The sequence below is a fragment of the Hyphomonas sp. CACIAM 19H1 genome, assembly GCF_003325995.1.
Taxonomy (GTDB): domain Bacteria; phylum Pseudomonadota; class Alphaproteobacteria; order Caulobacterales; family Hyphomonadaceae; genus Hyphomonas; species Hyphomonas polymorpha.
The window spans coordinates 3,066,859-3,087,820 of sequence record NZ_CP016437.1; the positions used below are offsets into that span (position 1 = coordinate 3,066,859).

21 protein-coding genes are annotated in these 20,962 nt (G+C 62.5%); 10 read left to right on the forward strand and 11 right to left on the reverse strand.

The features are described from left to right. Together BBF93_RS14265 and BBF93_RS14270 are read right to left on the reverse strand one after the other, a co-directional pair. The gene (locus BBF93_RS14265) at positions 1 to 468 is read right to left on the reverse strand and encodes a hypothetical protein (RefSeq protein ID WP_035598170.1); all 468 of its coding nucleotides are present in this window, start codon (positions 466 to 468) and stop codon (positions 1 to 3) included. A 69-nt stretch (positions 469 to 537) separates the two neighbouring features. Then, positions 538 to 1,515 (reverse strand): quinone oxidoreductase, encoded by a 978-nt coding sequence (locus BBF93_RS14270; protein WP_114106361.1) that lies wholly within the window; start codon positions 1,513 to 1,515, stop codon positions 538 to 540. Between the two features lie 122 nt (positions 1,516 to 1,637). Between BBF93_RS14270 and BBF93_RS14275 the strand changes: the two genes are divergently transcribed. Then, positions 1,638 to 2,006 carry a VOC family protein gene (locus BBF93_RS14275; RefSeq protein WP_114107098.1) on the forward strand — a complete coding sequence of 123 codons (369 nt, stop codon included), beginning with the start codon at positions 1,638 to 1,640 and terminating at the stop codon, positions 2,004 to 2,006. A gap of 4 nt (positions 2,007 to 2,010) precedes the next feature. On the opposite strand, the gene BBF93_RS14280 is transcribed toward BBF93_RS14275, so the two are convergent. Further along, positions 2,011 to 2,799: an enoyl-CoA hydratase/isomerase family protein gene (locus BBF93_RS14280; protein ID WP_114107099.1), complete on the reverse strand. Its 789-nt coding sequence runs from the start codon at positions 2,797 to 2,799 to the stop codon at positions 2,011 to 2,013. A gap of 179 nt (positions 2,800 to 2,978) precedes the next feature. Between BBF93_RS14280 and BBF93_RS14285 the strand changes: the two genes are divergently transcribed. Together BBF93_RS14285 and BBF93_RS14290 are read left to right on the forward strand one after the other, a co-directional pair. Beyond that, the gene (locus tag BBF93_RS14285) at positions 2,979 to 3,962 is read left to right on the forward strand and encodes an alpha/beta fold hydrolase (protein ID WP_035598176.1); all 984 of its coding nucleotides are present in this window, start codon (positions 2,979 to 2,981) and stop codon (positions 3,960 to 3,962) included. A 113-nt stretch (positions 3,963 to 4,075) separates the two neighbouring features. Continuing rightward, a complete protein-coding gene (locus BBF93_RS14290; RefSeq protein ID WP_162786579.1) occupies positions 4,076 to 4,798 on the forward strand; it encodes a DUF3108 domain-containing protein in 723 nt (240 codons plus the stop codon). A gap of 25 nt (positions 4,799 to 4,823) precedes the next feature. On the opposite strand, the gene BBF93_RS14295 is transcribed toward BBF93_RS14290, so the two are convergent. Both BBF93_RS14295 and BBF93_RS14300 read right to left on the reverse strand, forming a co-directional pair. After that, positions 4,824 to 5,597, reverse strand: coding sequence for an SDR family NAD(P)-dependent oxidoreductase (locus BBF93_RS14295; protein ID WP_114107100.1), 774 nt, complete (start codon positions 5,595 to 5,597; stop codon positions 4,824 to 4,826). A 104-nt stretch (positions 5,598 to 5,701) separates the two neighbouring features. Continuing rightward, complete coding sequence (locus tag BBF93_RS14300) at positions 5,702 to 6,127, reverse strand: hypothetical protein (protein WP_206742150.1); 426 nt, start codon at positions 6,125 to 6,127, stop codon at positions 5,702 to 5,704. Between the two features lie 259 nt (positions 6,128 to 6,386). Here BBF93_RS14300 and BBF93_RS14305 point away from each other — a divergent pair, with 259 nt between their 5' ends. Then, positions 6,387 to 7,010, forward strand: coding sequence for a ribonuclease HII (locus BBF93_RS14305; protein WP_114106363.1), 624 nt, complete (start codon positions 6,387 to 6,389; stop codon positions 7,008 to 7,010). A gap of 48 nt (positions 7,011 to 7,058) precedes the next feature. Further along, positions 7,059 to 7,523: a GIY-YIG nuclease family protein gene (locus BBF93_RS14310; RefSeq protein WP_114106364.1), complete on the forward strand. Its 465-nt coding sequence runs from the start codon at positions 7,059 to 7,061 to the stop codon at positions 7,521 to 7,523. A 12-nt stretch (positions 7,524 to 7,535) separates the two neighbouring features. Here BBF93_RS14310 and queA read toward each other — a convergent pair whose 3' ends face one another. The 4 genes from queA to gyrA are packed head-to-tail and all read right to left on the reverse strand — an operon-like array spanning position 7,536 to position 12,832. Continuing rightward, positions 7,536 to 8,591, reverse strand: coding sequence for a tRNA preQ1(34) S-adenosylmethionine ribosyltransferase-isomerase QueA (queA, locus tag BBF93_RS14315; RefSeq protein ID WP_114106365.1), 1,056 nt, complete (start codon positions 8,589 to 8,591; stop codon positions 7,536 to 7,538). A gap of 35 nt (positions 8,592 to 8,626) precedes the next feature. Further along, on the reverse strand, positions 8,627 to 9,505 hold the full coding sequence (locus tag BBF93_RS14320) for a peptidylprolyl isomerase (protein ID WP_114106366.1): 879 nt from the start codon (positions 9,503 to 9,505) through the stop codon (positions 8,627 to 8,629). Then, the gene (gene coaD / locus BBF93_RS14325) at positions 9,502 to 9,999 is read right to left on the reverse strand and encodes a pantetheine-phosphate adenylyltransferase (protein WP_035598184.1); all 498 of its coding nucleotides are present in this window, start codon (positions 9,997 to 9,999) and stop codon (positions 9,502 to 9,504) included. Before coaD ends, BBF93_RS14320 begins: the two co-directional genes overlap by 4 nt. Positions 10,000 to 10,051: 52 nt before the next feature. Continuing rightward, a complete protein-coding gene (gene gyrA / locus BBF93_RS14330; RefSeq protein ID WP_035598186.1) occupies positions 10,052 to 12,832 on the reverse strand; it encodes a DNA gyrase subunit A in 2,781 nt (926 codons plus the stop codon). Positions 12,833 to 13,008: 176 nt separating this feature from the next. Between gyrA and BBF93_RS14335 the strand changes: the two genes are divergently transcribed. The 5 genes from BBF93_RS14335 (at position 13,009) to BBF93_RS14355 (ending at position 18,708) form a co-directional block, all read left to right on the forward strand. Then, complete coding sequence (locus tag BBF93_RS14335; RefSeq protein ID WP_114106367.1) at positions 13,009 to 14,064, forward strand: kelch repeat-containing protein; 1,056 nt, start codon at positions 13,009 to 13,011, stop codon at positions 14,062 to 14,064. 31 nt (positions 14,065 to 14,095) lie between these two features. Next, entirely contained in the window at positions 14,096 to 14,734 is a 639-nt protein-coding gene (locus BBF93_RS14340; protein WP_114106368.1) for a glutathione S-transferase family protein, read from the forward strand. A gap of 128 nt (positions 14,735 to 14,862) precedes the next feature. Further along, positions 14,863 to 16,071: an integrase family protein gene (locus BBF93_RS14345; RefSeq protein WP_114106369.1), complete on the forward strand. Its 1,209-nt coding sequence runs from the start codon at positions 14,863 to 14,865 to the stop codon at positions 16,069 to 16,071. A gap of 429 nt (positions 16,072 to 16,500) precedes the next feature. Next, positions 16,501 to 17,721 carry an aspartate aminotransferase family protein gene (locus tag BBF93_RS14350; RefSeq protein WP_114106370.1) on the forward strand — a complete coding sequence of 407 codons (1,221 nt, stop codon included), beginning with the start codon at positions 16,501 to 16,503 and terminating at the stop codon, positions 17,719 to 17,721. 18 nt (positions 17,722 to 17,739) lie between these two features. Continuing rightward, a complete protein-coding gene (locus tag BBF93_RS14355) occupies positions 17,740 to 18,708 on the forward strand; it encodes a phosphotransferase enzyme family protein (protein ID WP_114106371.1) in 969 nt (322 codons plus the stop codon). Here BBF93_RS14355 and BBF93_RS14360 read toward each other — a convergent pair. Together BBF93_RS14360 and BBF93_RS14365 are read right to left on the reverse strand one after the other, a co-directional pair. Then, positions 18,693 to 19,343, reverse strand: coding sequence for a TetR/AcrR family transcriptional regulator (locus BBF93_RS14360; RefSeq protein ID WP_162786580.1), 651 nt, complete (start codon positions 19,341 to 19,343; stop codon positions 18,693 to 18,695). The two genes, BBF93_RS14355 and BBF93_RS14360, sit on opposite strands and share 16 nt — an antisense overlap. 28 nt (positions 19,344 to 19,371) lie before the next feature. Continuing rightward, entirely contained in the window at positions 19,372 to 20,895 is a 1,524-nt protein-coding gene (locus tag BBF93_RS14365; protein WP_114106373.1) for a N,N-dimethylformamidase beta subunit family domain-containing protein, read from the reverse strand. Positions 20,896 to 20,962 lie beyond the last annotated feature (67 nt).

The following is a 20,962-nucleotide window of genomic DNA, read 5'->3' on the forward strand; positions in this document are numbered from 1 at the left end:
CTACCGCGCCTCTGGCGGCGCCACCGGCGCGAGATGGCTGTCGATTTCGGAAGCCACCGGCCCCGGCCAGTCATCGGCCGTGCCCACGCAATCTCGCCGGAAGGCCGCATCCGTCCAGTCCACACTGTCTGGGCGGGCCGGGTCGCTGGTCAGGCTCAATTCCCAGTCCATCTGGCAGGCGCGTGTGGCAAAGCTGTAGGTGCAGACGGCAGCAGGCTCGGGATAGTCCTCATGGCCTTCGCCATAAGTGCATTCATAGCCCGCCGCCTGAATCTGGGCCAGCGTTGCGGCGCGGCCCGCTTCCTGCGCGATGCGGGAAAAGTCATTCGCCAGCGCCGCCTGCAGCCGCGCGCCCTCTCCATGCTGCCAGTCATTGGCCTGATGAATTTCGGCAACTGTCTGAGGCTTGCCCGCCCCATGGGCGCACGCGGCCACCAGCACGGCCAGCCCTGCAATTCCCACCCTCATGAACCTGCGTCCTCCTCCGTTCACACCGCAATCAGTGCGCGCCGATTGCGGCGGAATGGAGGTGATGGGTCAGGGCTGAAGGATCGTCGCGCCGGTTGTCTTGCCGCTTTCGAGCGCCTTGTGCGCCTCGGCGGCATCTTTCAGGGCAAAGCGCTGGCCGATGTCTGCCTTGAACACGCCTGCCTTCAGGGCATCAAAGACGAGCCCCGCCCCGCGCGCCAGCGCGCCGGGCGCCTGGATGAAATTGAACACGCCGGGGCGCGTCATCACAAGGCTGCCCCCCTGGGCAAGGCGGGAGGGCGGGATCGGATCGACCGGGCCCGACGCGTTGCCATAAGTGATGAACCAGCCGCGTGGCTTGAGACTGCCGAGCGAGCCTTCGGCCGAAATCCTGCCGACGCTGTCGAAAGCAATATCGACGCCCTTGCCGCCATTCAGTTCACGCACTTTCGCGGCCACGCCGTCATAGCCGACCGCCACTTCCGCCGCGCCGAGCGCCTTTGCCTTCTCTGCCTTCTCCTGGCTGGAGGTCACGCCGATCACGCGGGCGCCCAGATGCGCTGCCCAGGGCGTGAGGATAGAGCCGACGCCGCCGACCGGTGCCCAGATCAGCGCCGTATCTCCCGGCTGGACCGGGCGGATCTCGAACAGCAGCATCCAGGCCGTCAGCCCCTTCAGCATGATCGCCGCGCCCTCTTCATCGCTGACGAAATCGGGCAGCTTCACCATGCTCGCCGCCGGGCCGGTATAGTGGGTCGCGTAGGTGCCCCCAGCCAGATAGGCCACCCGGTCGCCGGGTTTCACATCGCTCACGCCTTCGCCCACTGCCTCGACCACACCGGCCGCTTCTGAGCCGAGCGTCACCGGAAGCTTCAGCGGATAGAGGCCGGAGCGGTGATAGGTGTCGATGAAGTTGAGCCCCACGGCGGTCTGGCGCACCAGCGCCTCGCCGGCGCCGGGCGCGCGCGGCTCCATGGCCTGAACCTCGAGCACCTCCGGCCCACCTGTTTTCTGTATGCGGATGGCATAGGGGGCGGTCTGCGTCATGGGGTATCTCCTCTTGGGCCCGCTATGAAGCGCATATGCCCGCTAACGTCAATTTTCGATCATGCCGCTCGACAGGCAAATTTGTTCCTGTTATGTTCGATTCGTGGCTGAAGGAGGCAAACATGATCGGCTATGTAACACTCGGAACGACGGACCTGGAGCCGGCCGCCAAATTCTATGACGCGATTGCGGAGGAGCTTGGCACACCTCGCATGTTCGCCACCGACACCTTCATTGCCTGGGGCACGCCTGATGGCCCCGCCGGCATCGGTCTCTGCTATCCCCATGATGGCAACAAGATGAGCGTGGGCAATGGCGTGATGGTTGCCCTTCAGGCAAAGGACAAGGCGCAGGTCGACCGGCTGCACGCCATCGCGCTCAGCCAGGGCGGCACCTGCGAAGGCCCGCCCGGCCCGCGCGGCGACACCTTCTATGCCGGCTATTTCCGCGATCTTGACGGCAACAAGCTCAACGCCTTCGTGATGGGGTGAGGCGCTATTTGCCCGTGAACTTTGCCGGCCGTTTCTCAAGGAAGGAGGCAACCCCTTCCTTGTGATCGGCGGATTTGAAACAGGCGGACAGCGCCGTGACATGCGCCTGCATGTGATCGGCCACGTCGCGCTCAAGGCCCTTCCACACCAGCTCCTTCATCCGCCGGATGGAGAAAGGCGAGGACGCCAGATAGCGGCGGGCTTCGGCGCGGGCGGCGTCCAACAGGGTCTCGGGCTCGGCGATGGCATTGGCATAACCGATGGCGAGGGCTTCTTCCGCTTCGAGGAAGGCGCCGGAATAGAGCAGCCGCAGCGCCCGGCTCGGCCCGATGATGCGGGGCAGCAGCCAGCTGCCAGCACCGGTATCGGGCACAAGGCCGCGATGGGCGAAGTTCCAGGCAAAGCGCGTGCGCGGGGTGATGATGCGTACATCGCACTGGCTGGAAAATTCCGCGCCCATGCCGACCGCATTGCCGTCGATCGCCCCGATCACCGGTTTCGGGCAGGAAACGAGCGGCCACCACACATCGCCCTCATGCGCCTCGCCGCGTACGCCGCGCGTTTCGCCCGGCTTGGTGGAAAGATCGGCAAGGTCCGTTCCGGCGCAGAAACTGCCGCCTGAGCCCGTGACGATCAGGACACGGACGGCGTCATCGGCGGAGACCTCCCGCACCTTTTCGATGAAGGCGTAAAGCATGGCAAAGGTCATCGCGCCGCGCTTTTCCGGCCGGTCTATGGTCAGGATGGCAATGCCATCATCCTCTTTTGCAAGCTTGATATGATGGGCTGTCATATCCATTCCTCCCAAGGTGTTGTTCTTGTTTTGGGAAAAGCTTGCGTCTGGCGAGGCCGGGGCGCAATCCCCGCCCCGGCGTAAACTCTTCCCCGCCCGCGCGGCTTTACGTGGCGGCCCTGCTTGCCAGCGGCCCTGCCCTGTCGCAGCTTTGCGGGGAGAGATTGGGAGGATAAGCCATGCCGGAATTCCGGACGATTGATGCGGGCGAGGCGCAGATCCGCGTGGCGCTGGAGGGTTCAGGCCCGCTGGCCTTGATGGTGCATGGCTTTCCGGAGAGCTGGTATTCATGGCGCCATCAGATCGGGCCGGTGGCCGGGGCGGGGTTCACGGCGGCGGCGATGGATGTGCGCGGCTATGGCGGCTCGTCAAAGCCTGGCGCGGTGCCGGACTACCGGATGGAAGCGCTGATCGGGGATATTCTCGGCGTCGGCAAGGCGCTGTCGCCGGACGCCCCTTTCATTCTGATCGGCCATGACTGGGGCGCGCCGCAGGTGTGGAACACGTCCCTGATCCATCCTGATCGCATCGCGGCGGTGGCTGCAATGTCGGTGCCCTATTTCGGGGTGCCGCAGGTGTCCTTCGATCTCGTCATCAAGCAGGTATGGGACGACAAGAACAAGTTCTTCTACCAGTCCTATTTCCGCGATCCGGGCCGCGCGGAGGCAGCCTTCGAGGCGGAGCCGCGCCGGTTCCTCAAGGGGTTTTACCATGCGATTTCCGGCGAGGCGAAGCGCGGGGATTTCCCAGTGGACCAGCCATCGGACTTCCCGTTGCTCGACGGCCTCCATCCGCCCGAAACCATCGGCGCCTGGATGAGCGAAGCGGATCTTGATTACTATACGCGCGAATTTGAAGGCTCGGGCTTTTTCGGCCCCCTCTCGCGCTATCGCAATCATACGCGCGATTGGGAATTCCTGCAGGCCTACAAGGACCGGAAGATCGAGCAGCCCGCCCTTTTCATCGCAGGGGATAAAGACCCCGCCTATTCCGGTTTCGGCATGATCGACGATCCAATCGGCCGTATGCGGAATTTTGTGCCGGGCCTGGAAGTGGCGGAAGTGTTGCCTGGCTGCGGGCACTGGACGCAGCAGGAGCGCCCGGCGGAGGTCAATGCCGCGCTGGTGCCCTGGCTGGCCTCGCTGAAGGGGCGGGTTGTCTGACAGCGCTTGCATCCGCGCAAAAGATATACCAAAGTCTGCAAAGGTTATACCAAAGCCTGCCCCGGCGCATGCCGGGCCAGCAGGTCCAGCTTATGCAGAAAGGCTCCTCCCCCATGGCATCTGGCCCCAAGCACCGCGAGATTTCCGGCACCATCAGCTATCAGATCGACGGGCATCCGGACTTTCCGGACCGGAACTGGGGTATCGAGCGGTTTCACATGACCCATCATGGCGACGGGCACCGGGTAATGCGCGCCTATTGCGAGCTGCATGACGTTGCCCTGACCCGCGATGTGGTAGCCACCGTGGACGCCGATTTCCACCCGCATGACACCTTCGTGCGCCTGACCAAGGACAACAAATTCTATGGCAGCACCTGGTATCGCTGGACGGATACGCAGGCCGAATATCAGGGCTTCAATATCGAGCGCGGCCGCATCAGCGAGACGGTGGAGATTGACCGCAATATCCGCGGTTTCGGCACACACAATCTGACCGGTGATGCCTGGCTGGCCGCGCGGTTTGACCGCTCGAAAGGTGAAGGCATCCAGACCTTCAAGAACAACCTGCTGAGCTCCATCGACCATCGCGGCGCCACCGGGCCGGACTTTCAGCGCACGACCACCAGCAGCCTGCAATATTCCGGCGTCGAGACTGTGACCGTGCCGGCAGGCACGTTTGAATGCTACAAATTCGCCTTCGTGATGACCAGCAATGATCATCCGCCCTATGAATTCTGGGTGACGACGGATGGCGATTTCCTGTTCGTCAAAGGCGCTGTGGCCGCGCCTTACAACTGGACGTTCGAGCTGGAAGAACTCAACATCATCCGCTGACGCCAGCAGCCCGGTCAACCGCGCTTCAGCGCGTCTGACCGCCGTCTACCGCGACCACGGCGCCGTTGATGAAGCTTGCCCGGTCCGACAGGAGGAAGGCGGCGGTATCACCGATTTCCTGCGGGGTGCCGAAGCGATTGAGCGGCACTTCGCGCTTGATCCATTTGGCCCAGGCCTCGGCGCGCGGGCCGGTGGCGTTCCGCTCCCAGTCCCCGCCGGGGAAGATGATGTTGCCCGGCGCAATCGTATTTACACGCACATTCGTCTTGCCCGAGAAACGCGCGATGGAGGTGGAGAGGTGATTTACCGCCGCCTTGGTGGCGCCATAGATCAGCGGCGAGCCGAGTGAGGCCAGGCCGGCAATGGAAGAGATGAAGAGGAAGCTGCCCCCGCCATTGGCCGAGATGCGCGGGATCCCGGCGCGGGCGAGGCGGAAGGCGGAGTTCAGGTTCTGATCAAGCCCGCCCTGCCATTCCTCATCGCTGACATCGAGCCCCAGCGGCGAAGGCGAAAGGCCGACATTGGCGACCGCGCCGCGAATGGGGCCGAACGCTTTCTCACACGCCTCGACAGCGGCATTGATGCCTTCCGATTGCGTCAGATCGCCGGCAAAGGACCACACCTTGCCCTCGCCATAGGCGGCGGCGAACTCTTTCCGCGTGGCCTCCAGCGCTTCGGCGCCGCGCGCGGTGAGCGCGACTTTTGCCCCCTCTTCCAGCAGGCTTTTGGCGATGCCGTGGCCAATGCCCCGGCTGGCGCCGGCGATGAAGACGACTTTATCGGTGAGGCCGAGATCCATGTGTTCCTCCAGTTTTTCAGCGATCATGCTGGCCAAGGCCGGGAGGGATGGCCAGCCCTTCCCCAACGCGAGGTCCCAACGCGAGCCTTCACCAGGAAGCGGCCTCAGGCGGGCAGCGGTTGAAGGTCTGGCGGGGTCCATTCACGGCGGGCTTCCACAGACAAGAGACGCTCTTTGGACCAATGGGCGAAGATCCAGTCGGACCGGCCGCAGGGGCCGGCCAGCAGAGCCGCCAGAAGCGCGGCGTTGCTGGCCCCCGGATGGGCCGCAACATGCGCCGCAACGACCGCGAGCGAGGCAGCCGTGATCGTCTCGTGATACCCGGCTCTGTCGGTGTTCTCGACGCCCACCGCGACATTATAAGCGCAGATTGCCGCGCGGACGGCCGGGAGAATATCCCCGCCCCGCTCTGCCTGCATCCAGATGGCGAAGGCGAAATGGGCCGTATGGGTCCACGCTTCCCTGGGCAGCGTGCAGGCCAGAACGCCGCGCGCGATATGCTCTATCTCTTCATCCGTGATCTCAGACATTGCTTGTAATTCCTTGTTCCATAATTGAAAAACCCGCCTCGGGAGAACCGGGCGGGCGCGACATTCAGCGGAGGATCGGATGGGCCTTAACCGGCCCTGTGTTTCCCCATGCGGCCGCGCGCCGCCAGCAATTGCAGGCGGGTCTGTTGCTGGAGCAGGCGTTTTGCGCGGCACATGGGCACCGGGGTAAGCCCGTGCCGCGCAGGCGTCAACAGCCGCGATCTTGGCAGGGCACGGCGACTCCTGCTGTGATGGCGGGATGAGCAGTTTCTCCTTGATCATCGGCGTGGACGAAGCAGGCCGAGGCCCCTGGGCGGGGCCGGTGACGGCGGCAGCGGTGGTGCTCGATCCCACCCGGCCGGTGGAGGGGCTGACCGATTCCAAGAAATTGTCGGAGAAGGCCCGCGACCGGCTGGCCCCGCTGATCCGGGAGCGGGCGCTGGCCTGGAGCGTCGCCGAAGCGAGCGTGGAAGAGATCGACACGCTGAACATCCGGCAGGCCACATTCCTGGCCATGCAAAGGGCGGTGGCGGATCTTTTCAGGACCGTTTCGGACAAATCCGGACAAAACAGGACAAGGCCCGGCACCGCCGCGGTCATTCTGATCGATGGCAACGCCCTGCCGGCAAACCTGCCCGCCCCGGCGCGCGCGATCATCAAGGGTGACTTGACCGAGCCCTGCATTTCAGCCGCTTCGATCCTGGCCAAGACGCACCGGGACGCGCAGATGGCCTCACTCTGCATTTCGTATCCAGGATATGGCTTTTCCGGGCACAAAGGCTATGGCACCGCCGCCCATGCCGAGGCGCTAGCCCGGCTTGGTCCGTGCGCGGTGCATCGCCAAAGCTTTGCCCCGGTCCGGGCCCTTTTAAGACACTGTTAACCGGCACCGAAGAGTTTCCCGGCAGGCTCTCATGGGGACGCGCCGCAGATGTTTCTTCTCAACTGGTTTCTTTTCGGCTGGCACACCTGGTATGGCGAAAGCGGCCAGGCTTACCGGTTCAAGATCACGCTGACGCGCAAGGGCATTCCCGAGGGCGGCGGGGTTTACATCTTCGTGGTGCGCCGCTTCGCCTTCTTCCTGTTCCCGCTCTATATCGGCAAGGCGACGAACTTTAAGTCCCGCCTCTACGGGCATGAGCGCTGGTGGGAGGCCTGGTGGAAGCGCGGGGCTACCGAGCGGCATGTACTGGTCATCCGTGGGGGGATGGAGCGGGCACGCATCGAGGAAGACCTGATCCGCCGCTATCAGCCCAAGATGAACGACATCCTCATTCCCCGCGGGGAGCTGGACGCGCCGCGCAATGCCAAGTTGCGCCGTGCCTGGCGCTGGCGCAGGTGGTGGGCGGAGTTCTTTGCCGGGCTGATCGGCTTTGGCAAGCGCAAGGCGGGCTGAGGCCGGCTGGCCTTACGGCAACAGCAGACACGCATCGCCATAGGAATAGAAGCGATACTTTTCCGCGATGGCATGGGCGTAGGCCGCGCGCATGATGTCTGTTCCCATCAGGGCACAGACGAGCATGAAGAGGCTGGAGCCCGGCAGGTGAAAGTTGGTCATCAGCGCGTCTGTGGCGCGAACGGGGTCGCCGGGCTTGAGGAAAATGTCGGTTGGCCCTGACGCGGCGTGGATGTGGCCGTCTTCTCCTGCGCAGCTTTCCAGCGTGCGCATGGCCGTTGTGCCCACCGGAACAAGGCGCGCGCCAGCCGCGCGCGCGGCGTTGAGGCGGTCTGCCACTTCCGGCGTCACGCGGCGCCATTCCTCATGCAGACGGTTTTCGGCGAGGTGTCTTTCTTCCAGCGGCTTGAATGTGCCGAGCCCGACATGCAGGCGGACGGTTTCGCGTTTCAGGCCTGCCGCCTCCACCTCCCCCAAAAGGCGAGGCGTGAAATGCAGACCGGCGGTGGGCGCAGCCACGCTGGCGGCCTCCTCCCCGGCAAAGCGCGTCTGGTAGGTTTCCCGGTCCTTCGCATCCGCCGGGCGGCGGCGGGCGATATAGGGCGGCAGCGGCATGGCGCCGTGCGCGTCCAGCGCGGCGATCATCGCCTCGCCCTCGCAGTTGAAGTTCAGGAGGATTTCCCCGCCTTCGCGGCGCGCGCCGATCGTGGCGGTAAAGCCTTCGGCGAAATGGATCTCGTCGCCCTCCTTCAGGCGGCGGCCGGGCCGGGCGAGCGCCAGCCAGACGCAATCGCCCTGCCGCTCGACGAGGTTTACATCCACCTCGACATCGCGGCTCGCCCCGTCGCGCGCCGGGCGGATGCCCTTCAGAGCGGCGGGCAGAACGCGCGTATCGTTGAAGACGAGCACATCGCCAGCGTTCAGGTATTTCGGCAGATCACGGACGGTTGCGTCTTCCAGCCGGCCATCGCCATGCACAACGAGCAGGCGTGCGCTGTCCTGCGGCTCAGCCGGGCGGAGCGCGATGAGATCTTCGGGAAGATCGAACTGGAAGACGGAGAGGTCCATGATGCCTTTACCGGAGCAGCCGGCGCGCGGCCTCTCTATTCCAGGATGACGGCCGGAACCGGGGAAAGCTCACAGATGTTGACTTCGCCCTTTGCCTCAAGCGCCGCGCGGAAGGTATCCGTATCGGTGCGCAGGACATAGGCCTTCGGACGCTCCGCCTCCGGAAGATCAGCCGCAATCCTGGCCGATTCCAGAATATCCGGATCTCTGACCGAGCCGTTATTCTGCTCCGAGCCTGTCTTGATGGACATCACCACATCCTGGCCATCGATCACCCGGCCCCAGGAGGAATAGAGGCGGTCAAGATGCGGGGAGTAGCCGCGCATCAGGAAGAACTGGCCATTGGCCGAGTCCGGATCGCTGGTGCGCGCGGTGGAGACGATGCTGGCGCAGTGGGGAATGGAGCTTTCGACCAGTCCGTCCACCGACATTTCAGCAAAGAAGGAAGGCTGGGTCTGGATCGGGACACCGTGATAATAGCCATGCTTGGCGCTGTCTTCCGGGCCGATGGTGGCCTCCAGCGGCATCTTCTCCACATCGCGGCGGAAGGTGAACTCGCCCTTCACGCTCGGCTGGCCGGACTCCCTGCCCTTCAGCGCGAAGATATCTCCGCCCTGCGCCATGAAATCATCGATCACGCGGTGGAAGCTCGTGCCGTCATAGTCGCCCGAACGGGTGATGGCCGCGAAATGCGCCACATGGTTGGGCGCCACTTCGGGAAAAGCCTCGATCAGGATGCGGCCTTTATTGGTGTCGAAGATGAACAGCCGCTCCGGATCAACCGGGCGCCAATCGGGGCTGGCAGCGACATCTTCCGGCGTATCGAAGGACCAGGCGCCATCGACCGGTTCGGCGCAGGCCGGCAGGAGAAGTCCCGCCAGAGCCACCGCCGCTGCAAAGCCACGTATCTTCATTGCTTGTACTTCTCCAGCAGAGCCTTTTTCACCGACGGGGTTACGAACGGCGTGATATCGCCGCCGAGGCTCGCGATTTCCTTGACCAGCCGCGAAGCCACCGCCTGATGACGAACATCGGCCATCAGGAAGACGGTTTCAATGTTCGGATTCAGTTGCTCGTTCATTGCCGTCATCTGGAACTCGTATTCGAAGTCCTGAACGGCGCGCAGACCGCGTACGATGATATTGGCGTTGCACTTTTCGGCAAAATGCATCAGCAGGCCGTGCATGGGCTGGACCTTGATCTCTGCCAGACCCGGCCCTTTCAGCTTGTCGCACTCATATTCGACCATGGCGACACGCTCTTCCAGGGTGAAGAGCGGCTTTTTCGCCTCGTTGATGGCCACACCGATGATCAGCGTGTCCACAAGCTTCATGGCACGGCTGAAAATGTCGATGTGGCCGGCTGTCGGCGGATCGAAAGTGCCAGGGTAAAGGCCGATACGATGCACGGGGCGCCTCCTCTCGTTAATTATACCGAGAGCCTTCCGCCGCGCTGCAACATCAACCCTCCGCCTTATCCATACCGCCTTCGCCGTCATCGACAAGCCGCGCCGCAGAGACAACCCGCTCGCCCTCGCCCGTGCGCAGCACCCAGACCCCGGCCGTGGAGCGGCCCGCGATGCGGATCTGATCCACCGGCGTGCGGATCAGCTGGCCGCCATCGGTGACCAGCATGACCTCATCGCCATCGCCCACGGGGAAGGACTGAGCGACCTTCTTGACCGGCCCGCCTTTCTTGTCGCGGCCCCAGATATTCTGGGCAACGAGGCCTTTCCCGCCCCTGCCGGTGACCCGGTAATCATAGGCGGAGGAGCGCTTGCCCATGCCGTCATCGGCAACGGTGAAGATGAACTCTTCGGCGGCGCCCAGCTCGGCAATGCGCTCGGCCGAGAGCGCAGCCTCGGCGACGGCTTCTTCCTCGTCGTCGGAGATTTCCTCTTCCTCGCCGGTGGCTGCGCGTCGCATGGCCGCAGCGTGCTTGAGATAGGCGCGCGCCTCCTCGGAGGTGACATCCATATGGCGCAGGATGCCCATGGAGATGACTTCATCCCCCCCGGCCAGGCGGATGCCGCGCACACCGGTGGAATCCCGGCCCGCAAAGACGCGCACATCCGTCACTTCAAACCGGATGGCCTGGCCGAGCGCTGTGGTCAGCAGGACATCATCCTTCTCCGAACAGAGCTGGACCGAGACGATGCCATCGCCCTCATCAAGCTTCATCGCGATCTTGCCGGCTCGGTTGACGCGCGTGAAATCAGCCAGCCGGTTGCGGCGGACATTGCCCGAGCGCGTGGCGAACATCACATCGAGATGCTCGGCGGCCTCTTCGCTGTCGGGCAGCGGCATCACGCTTTCGATGCGTTCATCCGTGGCCAGCGGGAAGATGTTGACCAGCGCCTTGCCGCGCGAAGTCGGCCCGCCAACAGGCAAGCGCCACACCTTCTCCTTGTAGACCATGCCGGCCGAGGAGAAGAACAGGATTTCCGTATGCGTCGTTGCCGAGAAGACGCGGACAATGAAATCCTCATCCTTCATCGACATGCCGGAGCGGCCCTTCCCGCCTCTGTTCTGTGTACGGTAGGTCGACAGCGGCGTGCGCTTGACATAGCCGCCATGGGTCACCGTGACGACCATATCCTCGACCTCGATGAGGTCTTCGTCATCCATATCGACGCCGCCATCGACAAATTGCGAGCGGCGCGGCACGGCAAACTTTTCCTTCACCTCGGCAAGCTCGGCCTTGATGATGCCGAGGATGCGCGGACGGGAGCGGAGGATGTCGAGATATTCGGCGATCTTGTCGGCCAGCCCTCTGGCCTCATTGCCAATCTCGTCACGGCCCAGACCTGTCAGCCGGTGAAGCGGCAGGTTGAGGATCGAGCGGGCCTGCTCGTCGGAAAGATAGATCGTGCCGTCTTCGGTGCCACGGCGGGTGCGCCGATCGGCGATCAGGTCGATCAGCGGGCCCATATCCTGCTGCGGCCAGGCCTTGTCGAGCAGGCGCTGGCGCGCTGTTGCCGGATCAGGCGACGTGCGGATAAGACGGATCACCTCGTCAATGTTGGCAACGGCCAGCGCAAGGCCGACGAGGACGTGGGCGCGGTCGCGCGCCTTGCCCAGCTCATGTTTCGTACGCCGGACGATCACTTCCTCGCGGAAGGCAATGAAGCATTCGAGAACCTTGCGCAGGTTCATCAGCTCCGGCCGGCCGCCATTCAGCGCCAGCATGTTGACGGCGAAGGAGCTTTGCAGCTGGCTGAACCGGTAAAGCTGGTTGAGCACAACGTCCGCGCTGGCATCGCGCTTGATCTCGATGACGACGCGGATGCCGTTGCGGTCAGACTCGTCGCGGAGATCCGAAATGCCTTCGATCTTCTTCTCACGGACGAGTTCGGCGATCTTGGTGATCATCGCCGCCTTGTTCACCTGATAGGGGATCTCACTGACGATGATCGCTTCGCGGCCATTCTTGGCCTGCTCGATGTCTGTCTTTGAGCGGATGATGACGCTGCCGCGCCCGGTGAGCAGCGCCTTGCGGCTGCCCGAACGGCCCATGATCAGCGCGCCGGTGGGGAAGTCCGGCCCCGGAACGATGTCGCACAGGGCTTCTTCGGAAATCTGCGGATCATCGATCAGCGCGAGCGTGGCGTCGATCACCTCGCCCAGATTGTGGGGCGGGATGTTGGTGGCCATGCCGACCGCGATGCCGCCGCCGCCATTGACCAGCAGGTTCGGGAACTGCGCCGGCAGGACGACAGGCTCTTTTTCCTTTCCGTCATAGTTGTCCTGGAAGTCGACCGTGTCCTTGTCGAGATCGGCAAGAAGATAGGTCGCCTCCTTCGTCATGCGGCTCTCGGTGTAGCGCATGGCTGCGGGCGGATCGTTGTCGATCGAGCCGAAATTGCCCTGGCCATCGACCAGCGGCACGCCCATCGAGAAGGGCTGCGCCATCCGCACGAGCGCGTCATAGACCGCCGAGTCGCCATGGGGGTGATACTTACCGATCACATCGCCGACGATACGGGCCGATTTCGAATAGGGCTTGTCGGGCGTGTTGCCGCCTTCGTTCATCGCAAAGAGGATGCGGCGGTGAACCGGCTTCAGGCCGTCGCGCACATCCGGCAGCGCGCGGCTGACGATCACGCTCATCGCATAATCGAGATAGGAGGATTTCAGCTCTGTCTCGATGGAGATCGCTTCGATGCCGTCCTCGGGCGGGGGCTTGCCCGCGCCATTTTCCGGGGTTCCCGGCTCGTCCGGAGGGGTGGTCGGATCGCTCATGGAAAGGCCTTCTGCATTGGTCCGGCAAAGTTCTGAACGGGACGTTCGAATCGCCATTTTTGCTGGATTCCAGACTAGCAGCCGCGCCCGCCGGGGGCTACCGTCCAGATGCCTTTATTTGCAGTGAAATCCGGGCTTTCGGGCAAGTTTTCGCCCCCGGCCGCAAGGAGCCTAACATGCCAGAATCATTGAAGTTTCGCCTCTCGCGGCGTGAGGCCTGCCTGGGTCTGGGCGCCGCCCTTGCGGCAACCGCCTGCACCGGCCCCGGTGATCCGGCGGCCCGGCCCCTTCAGCCGCTGCCCGAAGGCTGGTCCATGGGCGAGACACTACCCTTCCCGGTGCAGGAGATTTACCCCTGCCGGCACGAGGGCTCGATCCATCTGGCAGGCGGCTTCATCGCGGAAAATGGCCAGATCACCGGCCCCACGGCGGCGCATCACTCCTGGCGGCCAGACGGGCGGGGATGGCGCGCAGAGACGCCCCTGCCGGTGGCCCGGCATCACCCCCACCTCGTCAGTTATGCCGGGGCGCTTTACGCCATCGGCGGGTTCCAGTCTTCCTCGCCCGCCGCCATGTGGGAGATGCAGGGCACCGGTTGGCGCCTGAATGCAGCCACTGGGCGCTGGGAAACGGCGCCTGCCCTGCCCCGGCCCTGCGCCGAAGCGGTGGTTCTGGCTGATACGGCCGGCGCGCTGCACCTGATGGGGGGGCGGTCACCGACCGGACAATCGAACGCCGCCTGGACCGATCAGGCCGACCAGACGCACCATTTCGTTCTGACCAGCCCGGACGCGCGGTGGGAGGAAGCCGCGCCCTGCCTGACGGCACGCAACAGCGCGGCGGGCGCGAAAATTGGCGGAACCCTGCATGTGGTGGGCGGGCGCAGCGTGAAAGGCGGCAATTCTGCCGAGCATGAAATCTATGATCCGCGCGAAGACCGCTGGCGCCGCGCCGCGCCGATGCCCCAGGCGCAAGGCGGGCTGGCTGCGGCCGCAGCTGGCGGTAAGCTTTACGCCTTCGGCGGGGAATTTTTCGACAATGGCGGCGGGGTCTATCCGGAAGCCTGGGCGTATAATCCGGCCCGCGACGCCTGGGAGACCATTGCCCCAATGCCCCATCCCCGTCATGGCTTGGGCGCAGTGACGCTGGACGGGGCGATTTATGTGATCGGCGGAGCGCTGAAAGCGAGTGGCGTGGAGACAAGCGCCCTGGTTGAAATCTATCGTCCCTGACCCCGGACCCGATTGCCTGAAGGAACCCGCAATGTCACTCGCGCTATATGGCCATCCCTTCTCCTCCTACACCCAGAAGGTGCTGATCGCCCTTTATGAGAATGCCACGCCGTTTGAATTCCGGGCGGTGAGCCCGGAAACGCCGGAACACTCGGCAAGCTGGCTGGCGCGCTGGCCGATCGGCAAGTTTCCGCTGCTGGTGGATGGCGGCCGGAACATTGCGGAGACCAGCATCATCATCGAACATCTTCACCTTCACCACCCCGGCCCGGTGCGCCTGTTGCCGGATGATCCGGCAGCGGCGCTGGACGTGCGCTTCCTTGACCGGTTTTTTGACCTGCATGTGATGGACGCGGCCCAGCATGCGGTGAACGGCGCGCTCACCGGGGATCCGGTCAAGCGGGCAGACGGCGCAGCGCTGTCGAAGGAGAAGCTGGAGCGGGCCTATGCCTGGCTGGAGGGCGCGCTGCAGGGGCGCAACTGGGCGGCGGGTGAAGCCTTCACGATGGCAGATTGCGCCGCTTCCCCCTCCCTCTTCTATGCCGATTGGGTGCATGAGATTTCAGGCGATTACCCCGCCCTGCGTGCCTATCGCTCCCGGCTGCTGGCGCGGCCAGCCTTCGCGCGGGCGGTAGATGAAGCGCGGTACTTCCGTTACCGGCGGATTTAGATCAGTGGGCTAAGGCCAAGAATAGCCGCATTTCAGTAAGTTATACCGAAACGCACCGCCGCCTGCCGCCGCTCATTTCCGTTCCGGTGATTGCCCGGTGATTACTTTTCTGGTACATGAGGTTCGTCATGGCTACCGGAAAAATCACCAAGCGAACCCTCGATGCTCTCCAGGCAGGCGCGGTCACCGGCTTCCTTTGGGATGACGAACTAAAGGGGTTCGGGCTCAAGATTACGGCAGGCGGCTCGGCCTCCTATGTAATCCAGTATCGGATGGGTGGCCGCGAGGCGAAGACGCGTCGCTACACCATCGGCGGTCATGGCTCGCCATGGACGCCATTCACCGCCCGCGAGGAGGCAACGAGACTCCTCCGCCTCGTCGCCCAAGGGATCGACCCAGTAGAATCGGACAAGCAGCGACGGCGCGAGGCTGTCGACCTTGCTTTTTCTAACTACGCCGATCGGTTCGCAGCGGACTGCAAAGGGAAAGGTTGGTCGACACTGGTAAAGCGGTCGCTTCATCTGCACGTTAAACCCGTATTGCGGGAAAAGGCACTCCCGACGATCACGCGCATCGATGTGGTGGCTGTGTTCGATCGCATGCCTGCGGAGCAGGCCGCTAATCGCCGCAACGTGTTCGCGGTTCTGCGGCGCCTGTTTCGATGGGCGGTGAGCCGCGGCGATATCGACAGAAGCCCAATGGAAGGCATGGAAACGCCGAAGGCGGTTAAACCGCGCGAGCGCTGGCTGAGCGACAGCGAGCTTGCGAGGGTTTGGATTCAAGCGGCGGAATGTCACCGGTGCTTTGGTGCTATCGTTCGCCTCCTGATCGCTACTGGCCAGCGGCGGGAGGAGATTGGCGGGCTTCACTGGCAGGAACTGGGCCGGTCAGAACGGGAAATGCGGCTGTCCGGCGATCGGACGAAGAATGGTGAGCCGACCATCATACCGCTGAATGATCTTGCAGTCGCCGAACTCGACAGAGTGGCAGGTAGCGAAAAATGGCCGTCCAGAGGTCGGGTGTTTCCAACCGCTACTGGCGCCGCTTTCACCGGCTATCACAAGGGTAAAGCGAAGCTCGATAAACTGCTTTCAGAGGACGGTCGCAATTCCATGCCGCCGTGGCGGCTACATGACCTCAGACGAACACTGGCAACAGGGTTTCAAAGGCTCGGTGTGCGGTTCGAGGTAACCGAAGCAGTCCTCAACCACGTTGGTGGATCACGGTCTGGAGTTGCGGGAATCTATCAGCGACACGACTGGAAGCCTGAGAAGCGTGAGGCGTTAGCAACTTGGAGCAATCACGTTTCAAGCGCGATCGAGGCGGCGCGAAAGTAACTCTACACGGCCTATGTAATCGGTTCGTTTAACATCCTTCGCCGACGCGAAGTCCTAGGCCGCATAGCCAAGTTCGAATCCTGCGGGGCGCGCCGCCCCGCACCGGACAAAGCTAACGAATATGTGTCGCCGTTTACACTACGATCAGGTCGTTGCATCGCGCCAGTCGTCGCGCCGCGTCGGATGTTGTAGGCCAATAGCTTATTAGCATTATCGGTTGAATGCTGGACTAGGAGTCTTGGCCAATCTTCCGATATGTTATGAATTAAATGTAAGAGTCTCAGCGGAGCTGAGGCGTCGTGCGAGCCGCACGCCTGATGCCATGCAATGGCCGCTATCAACTGTGTGGGATAATGATTGTTGCCCCAACGGCGGTCGCTTTGAACGATCACTGTAGACTAATCGATATTTATCGGTTAGACACTCGCCATGGACAGAGCCTCCCTGTTAGCGCGAGCAGCGCGTGTTCAATCGTCGAACCGGATCAACGTGTTCATGGCGTCCGGCGTCGATCTCATCATCGGCAAGCGCGAAGGCTTCAAGATATACGACATCGACGGCACCCCCTATTGGGATTGCCACCTGAACGGCGGCACCTACAGCTTTGGGCATCGGCATCCACTGCTGGTCGATGCGCTGATGACGGCGCTGGCAAAACTCGATATCGGCAATCATCATTTCGTCAGCCCGCACCGCGTCGATCTGGCAGAGGCGCTGGCCGCATCGACACCGGGCGATCTGGTGTCGACTGTTTATGCATCGGGCGGCGGTGAAGCGGTCGACATCGCGATCCGTTCAGCACGCCGGGCAACGGGCAAGCGGAAGATCCTGGCCTTTGATCGTGCCTATCATGGTCGCACCGGACTGTCGGGTGCGGCTGGCGACGACAGCGCCGCCGCCTATTTTTTGAGCGATATGCCAGACGAATTCGTCAAGCTACCGTTCAACGATTTTGCCGCTCTCGAGCGCGTGTTTGTCGACCATGATCTTGCAGGCGCGCTCGTCGAGATCATTCCCGCCACATATGGCTTCCCGACACCTGCGCCCGGCTTCTTGCCGCGCCTGAAGCAATTATGCGTCGATCACAAAATCCCATTCATCTCCGACGAAGTGCAGACAGGACTCGGGCGCACGGGGAAATTATGGGGGTGCGAAGCCTTTGGCGTCGAGCCTGACATGCTGATTACCGGGAAAAGCCTGTCGGGCGGGCTCTATCCGATCTCGGCCTGCGTGCTGGGCGCGCGCTATGCCGCATGGCTGGCGGACAATGGTTGGGGCCATGTTTCGACCTTTGGCGGCGCTGAGCCGGGTTGTGTCGTCGGCCTCGAAGTACTGAAATTGGCGCAATCCCGAGAGGTCAGCGAACGCACGGCGGCATTGTCGCAGATTTTCGCCGAGGGTTTCGCTCATCTTCGGCAACGCCATCCGTTCCTGAAAGACGTGCGCCAGACCGGGCTTGTTATGGGGCTAGAGTTCGACGCCCCGGCGGGCGGCGCGCAGATGATGAAGGCGCTTTATGACGAAGGCATCTGGGCGATTGTTGCCAATTTTGACAGCGCCGTTCTGCAATTCAAGCCCGGGCTGCTGCTGACCGACGATGACGCCGCCGAGATTCTGGGCCGTTTCGAACGCGCGCTCGAACGTCAGTGACAAGGGGAAACGGGGATTATGCGCGTATTTAACGAAGCCTTTTACACATCGGCGGCCAGATCGGCGCTTGCGGCCTTCGGTGTTGATCCGGGCGCGCATGTCACACTGATCAAACATCGTGAGAATGCGGTCTTCAAAGTGGAAAACGCCGGTCTGAAGGCGGTGCTGCGGATGCATCGCCCCGGCTATCGCACGATCGCCCAGCTGCAGTCCGAGGCGGCCTGGACCAGCGATCTGCGCGGAGCATCGGTGCCAACACCCGCCCATATTCCGGGTACGGATGGTGAGGCGATTCAGATCGTTAAGACGGCTGACGGCATCGCGATATATGTCGATCTGCTCGAATGGGTCGATGGCGCGCCCGCTTCCGATGAGCAACTGGTCCCGACATTTGCCGAAGTCGGGCGGCTGACCGCCTTGATCCACGAACATAGCAAGATTTGGCAGCGACCCGCCGGTTTTGATCGGCCTTTGCTCGATCAGAACAGCCTGTTCGGCAAGAACGGGGTGTGGGGCGATTTCGCGCAACTTGCCGGGACTAGTGCGCAACAACAACAGCTATTTGCGCGTTTAGCAGACGCCGTACGCGCTGACCTGTCTGGTTTTGCTAAGACGCGCGAGACATGGGGACTGATCCACGGTGATCTGATGCCGGAAAACATCTTGAAATCGCCCAGCGGCACGATCGTTATCGATTTCGATGATGGTGGCGAAAGCTGGTTTGTCGGCGATCTGGCGACCTCGCTTGGCATGTATCTGGGGACCGACATGTTCGATCCGCTCATGGCCGCCTGGCTGGAGGGCTACGCCAGCGTTGCCGATCCAGAAGTGATTGGCCTTGAACGCCTGCCGACCCTGATCGGGGCGCGGCTGTTGCAAGGACTGGGCTGGATGCACACGCGGCGCGACAGCGAAGTCGCACGACAGATGACTCCGTTTGTGATCGGGGCAACTGTGGACTTTGCCGAGAACTATTTGTCTGGCTGATCGCTGGCAAAACGTGCCTCGATATAGCTGCATGCGGCGAGCAGCGCGTCGTCAGCATAGTCCGGGGTGATCCGCCCATGCTCGGCGATCGACAGCGCCCAGATGGCATCGCCGACGCTTATCGCGTTGACTATGCCGCGCTCCAGCGCGTTCGGCTCCACCCAGGGAAAATGCGGCGCGATCAGCCTTGAAATCGTCTCTGCCATCGCGCGGTTATTGGCCAAGTCATGCTGGCGGATATGCCAGCTGCGATCCGAACCGAGCAGCAGCGATCCGGCATACGGGTGGTTCGCATAGAATTCGACTGTTCGCGCTTGCAGGACAGCAATGACATCACGCCAAGCCATCGCTTCAAGATTATCGATCTCTTCGTTCAAAGCGGCTGCAAAACCGTCGAGAAATGTCTCTGCGACGGCAAGGCAGGCGGCGGTCGGGCTAGGGAAGAAATGATAGACCGATGCCATCGGCACCTTTGCTTCACGCGCGATTTTCTGAATGGTCAGATGCGCCAGACCATTGCGTTCGAGAAGCCTTTCGGCGGCCGCCACCAGCTCGGCATAGCGCCGCCTGCCATTAATCCGTTCCGGTTTTCGTGGAACAGTTGTGTCGGCAGTGCTAGATTCGGCATCGATCATCGCACCATTCATGGCTCGTCGCGCCTGATTAGTCGATAGGTATCGAACCCGCATTTACACGGTGGGCGTCACGTTTACCCAGCCGGTCGAGCAGGTTGCGGGTGATTTGCATGATCTGCGGATCGCGGCTGGCCAAGCCACAAGCCCATTCAGTGGTGCCCGCCGCAAAAACCGTGCCGCCGCGTTCAAAAATTCCCATCGTCGCATGACCATAAGTGAAACGTGCTAGGTTTTCAGCTGTGCAACTGCCGGTCATCTGGTCAGTGACGATCTCAAGGTCCGACATTGCGCCATCGGGATAAAAATCCGGCGCGCTTTCCTTGCTGAGCAGGGCCGCCGAAGCGAGGCCGAGGATTTGAAACGACGACGGCGTGCCATCTTCCCCGGTCGGCTCTGGTCTTCCGTTGGCAAAGCGGAAGCGGCAGCCATCAACTTCATAACCAATCAACACCGATTCACGCCCCAAGAGGTCGCCATAGCGAAGGCCAGTGCCAGTGAAAATCCAATGCTCGGGACGGTAGATGGCATATCCACCCTGTCCGGCCGGCGATGCTCCGGCGATGCGAGCATATCCTCCCGCGACGAATGAAAGGCCGGTCATGTGGTTTTCCGGCCGACCCGTAATCGGATTAGACCATAATCCAGTCACGCGCGCCTCGCGGTCGCTGCCCAACAAGGGATCATCGCGCCAGCGTCCTTTATAGGTCGTCATCCTGAATGCGTCATCGAAACGCACCTGCCAGAAAGCAGTGTTGCCGCTGAAGAAGGCGACGTTGCCGCCCGCAGCAATGAAGTTTTCAACACAGTCGCGCATTTCCCATGACCAATATTCATCATGGCCAACGCTGAGCATAAGTTGATAGCCATCAAGCGCCCCGGGGTCATCATGAAGATCGTGGCTGCATGCAAAATCCAGCTCATAGCCTTCCGCGCGTACCCATTCGACAAATGGGTGCTCCCAATTGCTCCAGCCGGTGCCGCCCGACCAGATACTGATCCCACTTTCAATCGCCCAACCAAGAAAAGGGATGGATTCGTCACCCGGCGTCGTGCTGGCAAGGCGAACAAAATCGGCAGATTTCGTTATATAGCCCGGTGGCAAAGGTCGCCGCCATGATACGACCGGGATGCCCCCAGTATAGGCAAGGCCCCCGGTCGCATAGGCATTTGCACCGCCGTAGTCATTATACGCCTGATAGGTGCTGGTGGTTATGACCATCAGCAGGGCCGCGCGCGGGCGATATGGTCGCAAGACAAAGAAGCCTTCACACTGATCTCCATCAGATGCCGTCAGACGGATCAAGCAGACAGCCGATACCCAGTCGTGCGTGGTCGGGACGGTGAATGACACCGGCCATTCGCACCCGCGCGAGGCCACGTCGTCAGGCGCTGGATGTGCAATGCCGGGTAGCTCCTTGCCGGCCCAAAGCACACGCCCTTCACGTGTCACATCAAGGACTTCGACGTCGAAGCGTGGCGATGAAGTGCTGACATGCACATCGACTGCATCGCCCGAGCGGTAACTGGGTCGGTCGCAATAGCATTCGATCATGAGCACGGCTCCCGTATCTCGGGCCATCGTGACTTTGGCATTGACAAGTCCGAAACACCCGGCTTAC

Coding starts and splice junctions, on each gene's coding strand:
- BBF93_RS14265 (WP_035598170.1), bottom strand. CDS start 468: ATGAGGGTGGGAATTGCAGGGCTGGCCGTGCTGGTGGCCGCGTGCGCC.
- BBF93_RS14270 (WP_114106361.1), bottom strand. CDS start 1,515: ATGACGCAGACCGCCCCCTATGCCATCCGCATACAGAAAACAGGTGGG.
- BBF93_RS14275 (WP_114107098.1), top strand. CDS start 1,638: ATGATCGGCTATGTAACACTCGGAACGACGGACCTGGAGCCGGCCGCC.
- BBF93_RS14280 (WP_114107099.1), bottom strand. CDS start 2,799: ATGACAGCCCATCATATCAAGCTTGCAAAAGAGGATGATGGCATTGCC.
- BBF93_RS14285 (WP_035598176.1), top strand. CDS start 2,979: ATGCCGGAATTCCGGACGATTGATGCGGGCGAGGCGCAGATCCGCGTG.
- BBF93_RS14290 (WP_162786579.1), top strand. CDS start 4,076: ATGGCATCTGGCCCCAAGCACCGCGAGATTTCCGGCACCATCAGCTAT.
- BBF93_RS14295 (WP_114107100.1), bottom strand. CDS start 5,597: ATGGATCTCGGCCTCACCGATAAAGTCGTCTTCATCGCCGGCGCCAGC.
- BBF93_RS14300 (WP_206742150.1), bottom strand. CDS start 6,127: ATGTCTGAGATCACGGATGAAGAGATAGAGCATATCGCGCGCGGCGTT.
- BBF93_RS14305 (WP_114106363.1), top strand. CDS start 6,387: ATGAGCAGTTTCTCCTTGATCATCGGCGTGGACGAAGCAGGCCGAGGC.
- BBF93_RS14310 (WP_114106364.1), top strand. CDS start 7,059: ATGTTTCTTCTCAACTGGTTTCTTTTCGGCTGGCACACCTGGTATGGC.
- queA (WP_114106365.1), bottom strand. CDS start 8,591: ATGGACCTCTCCGTCTTCCAGTTCGATCTTCCCGAAGATCTCATCGCG.
- BBF93_RS14320 (WP_114106366.1), bottom strand. CDS start 9,505: ATGAAGATACGTGGCTTTGCAGCGGCGGTGGCTCTGGCGGGACTTCTC.
- gyrA (WP_035598186.1), bottom strand. CDS start 12,832: ATGAGCGATCCGACCACCCCTCCGGACGAGCCGGGAACCCCGGAAAAT.
- BBF93_RS14335 (WP_114106367.1), top strand. CDS start 13,009: ATGCCAGAATCATTGAAGTTTCGCCTCTCGCGGCGTGAGGCCTGCCTG.
- BBF93_RS14340 (WP_114106368.1), top strand. CDS start 14,096: ATGTCACTCGCGCTATATGGCCATCCCTTCTCCTCCTACACCCAGAAG.
- BBF93_RS14345 (WP_114106369.1), top strand. CDS start 14,863: ATGGCTACCGGAAAAATCACCAAGCGAACCCTCGATGCTCTCCAGGCA.
- BBF93_RS14350 (WP_114106370.1), top strand. CDS start 16,501: ATGGACAGAGCCTCCCTGTTAGCGCGAGCAGCGCGTGTTCAATCGTCG.
- BBF93_RS14355 (WP_114106371.1), top strand. CDS start 17,740: ATGCGCGTATTTAACGAAGCCTTTTACACATCGGCGGCCAGATCGGCG.
- BBF93_RS14360 (WP_162786580.1), bottom strand. CDS start 19,343: ATGATCGATGCCGAATCTAGCACTGCCGACACAACTGTTCCACGAAAA.
- BBF93_RS14365 (WP_114106373.1), bottom strand. CDS start 20,895: ATGATCGAATGCTATTGCGACCGACCCAGTTACCGCTCGGGCGATGCA.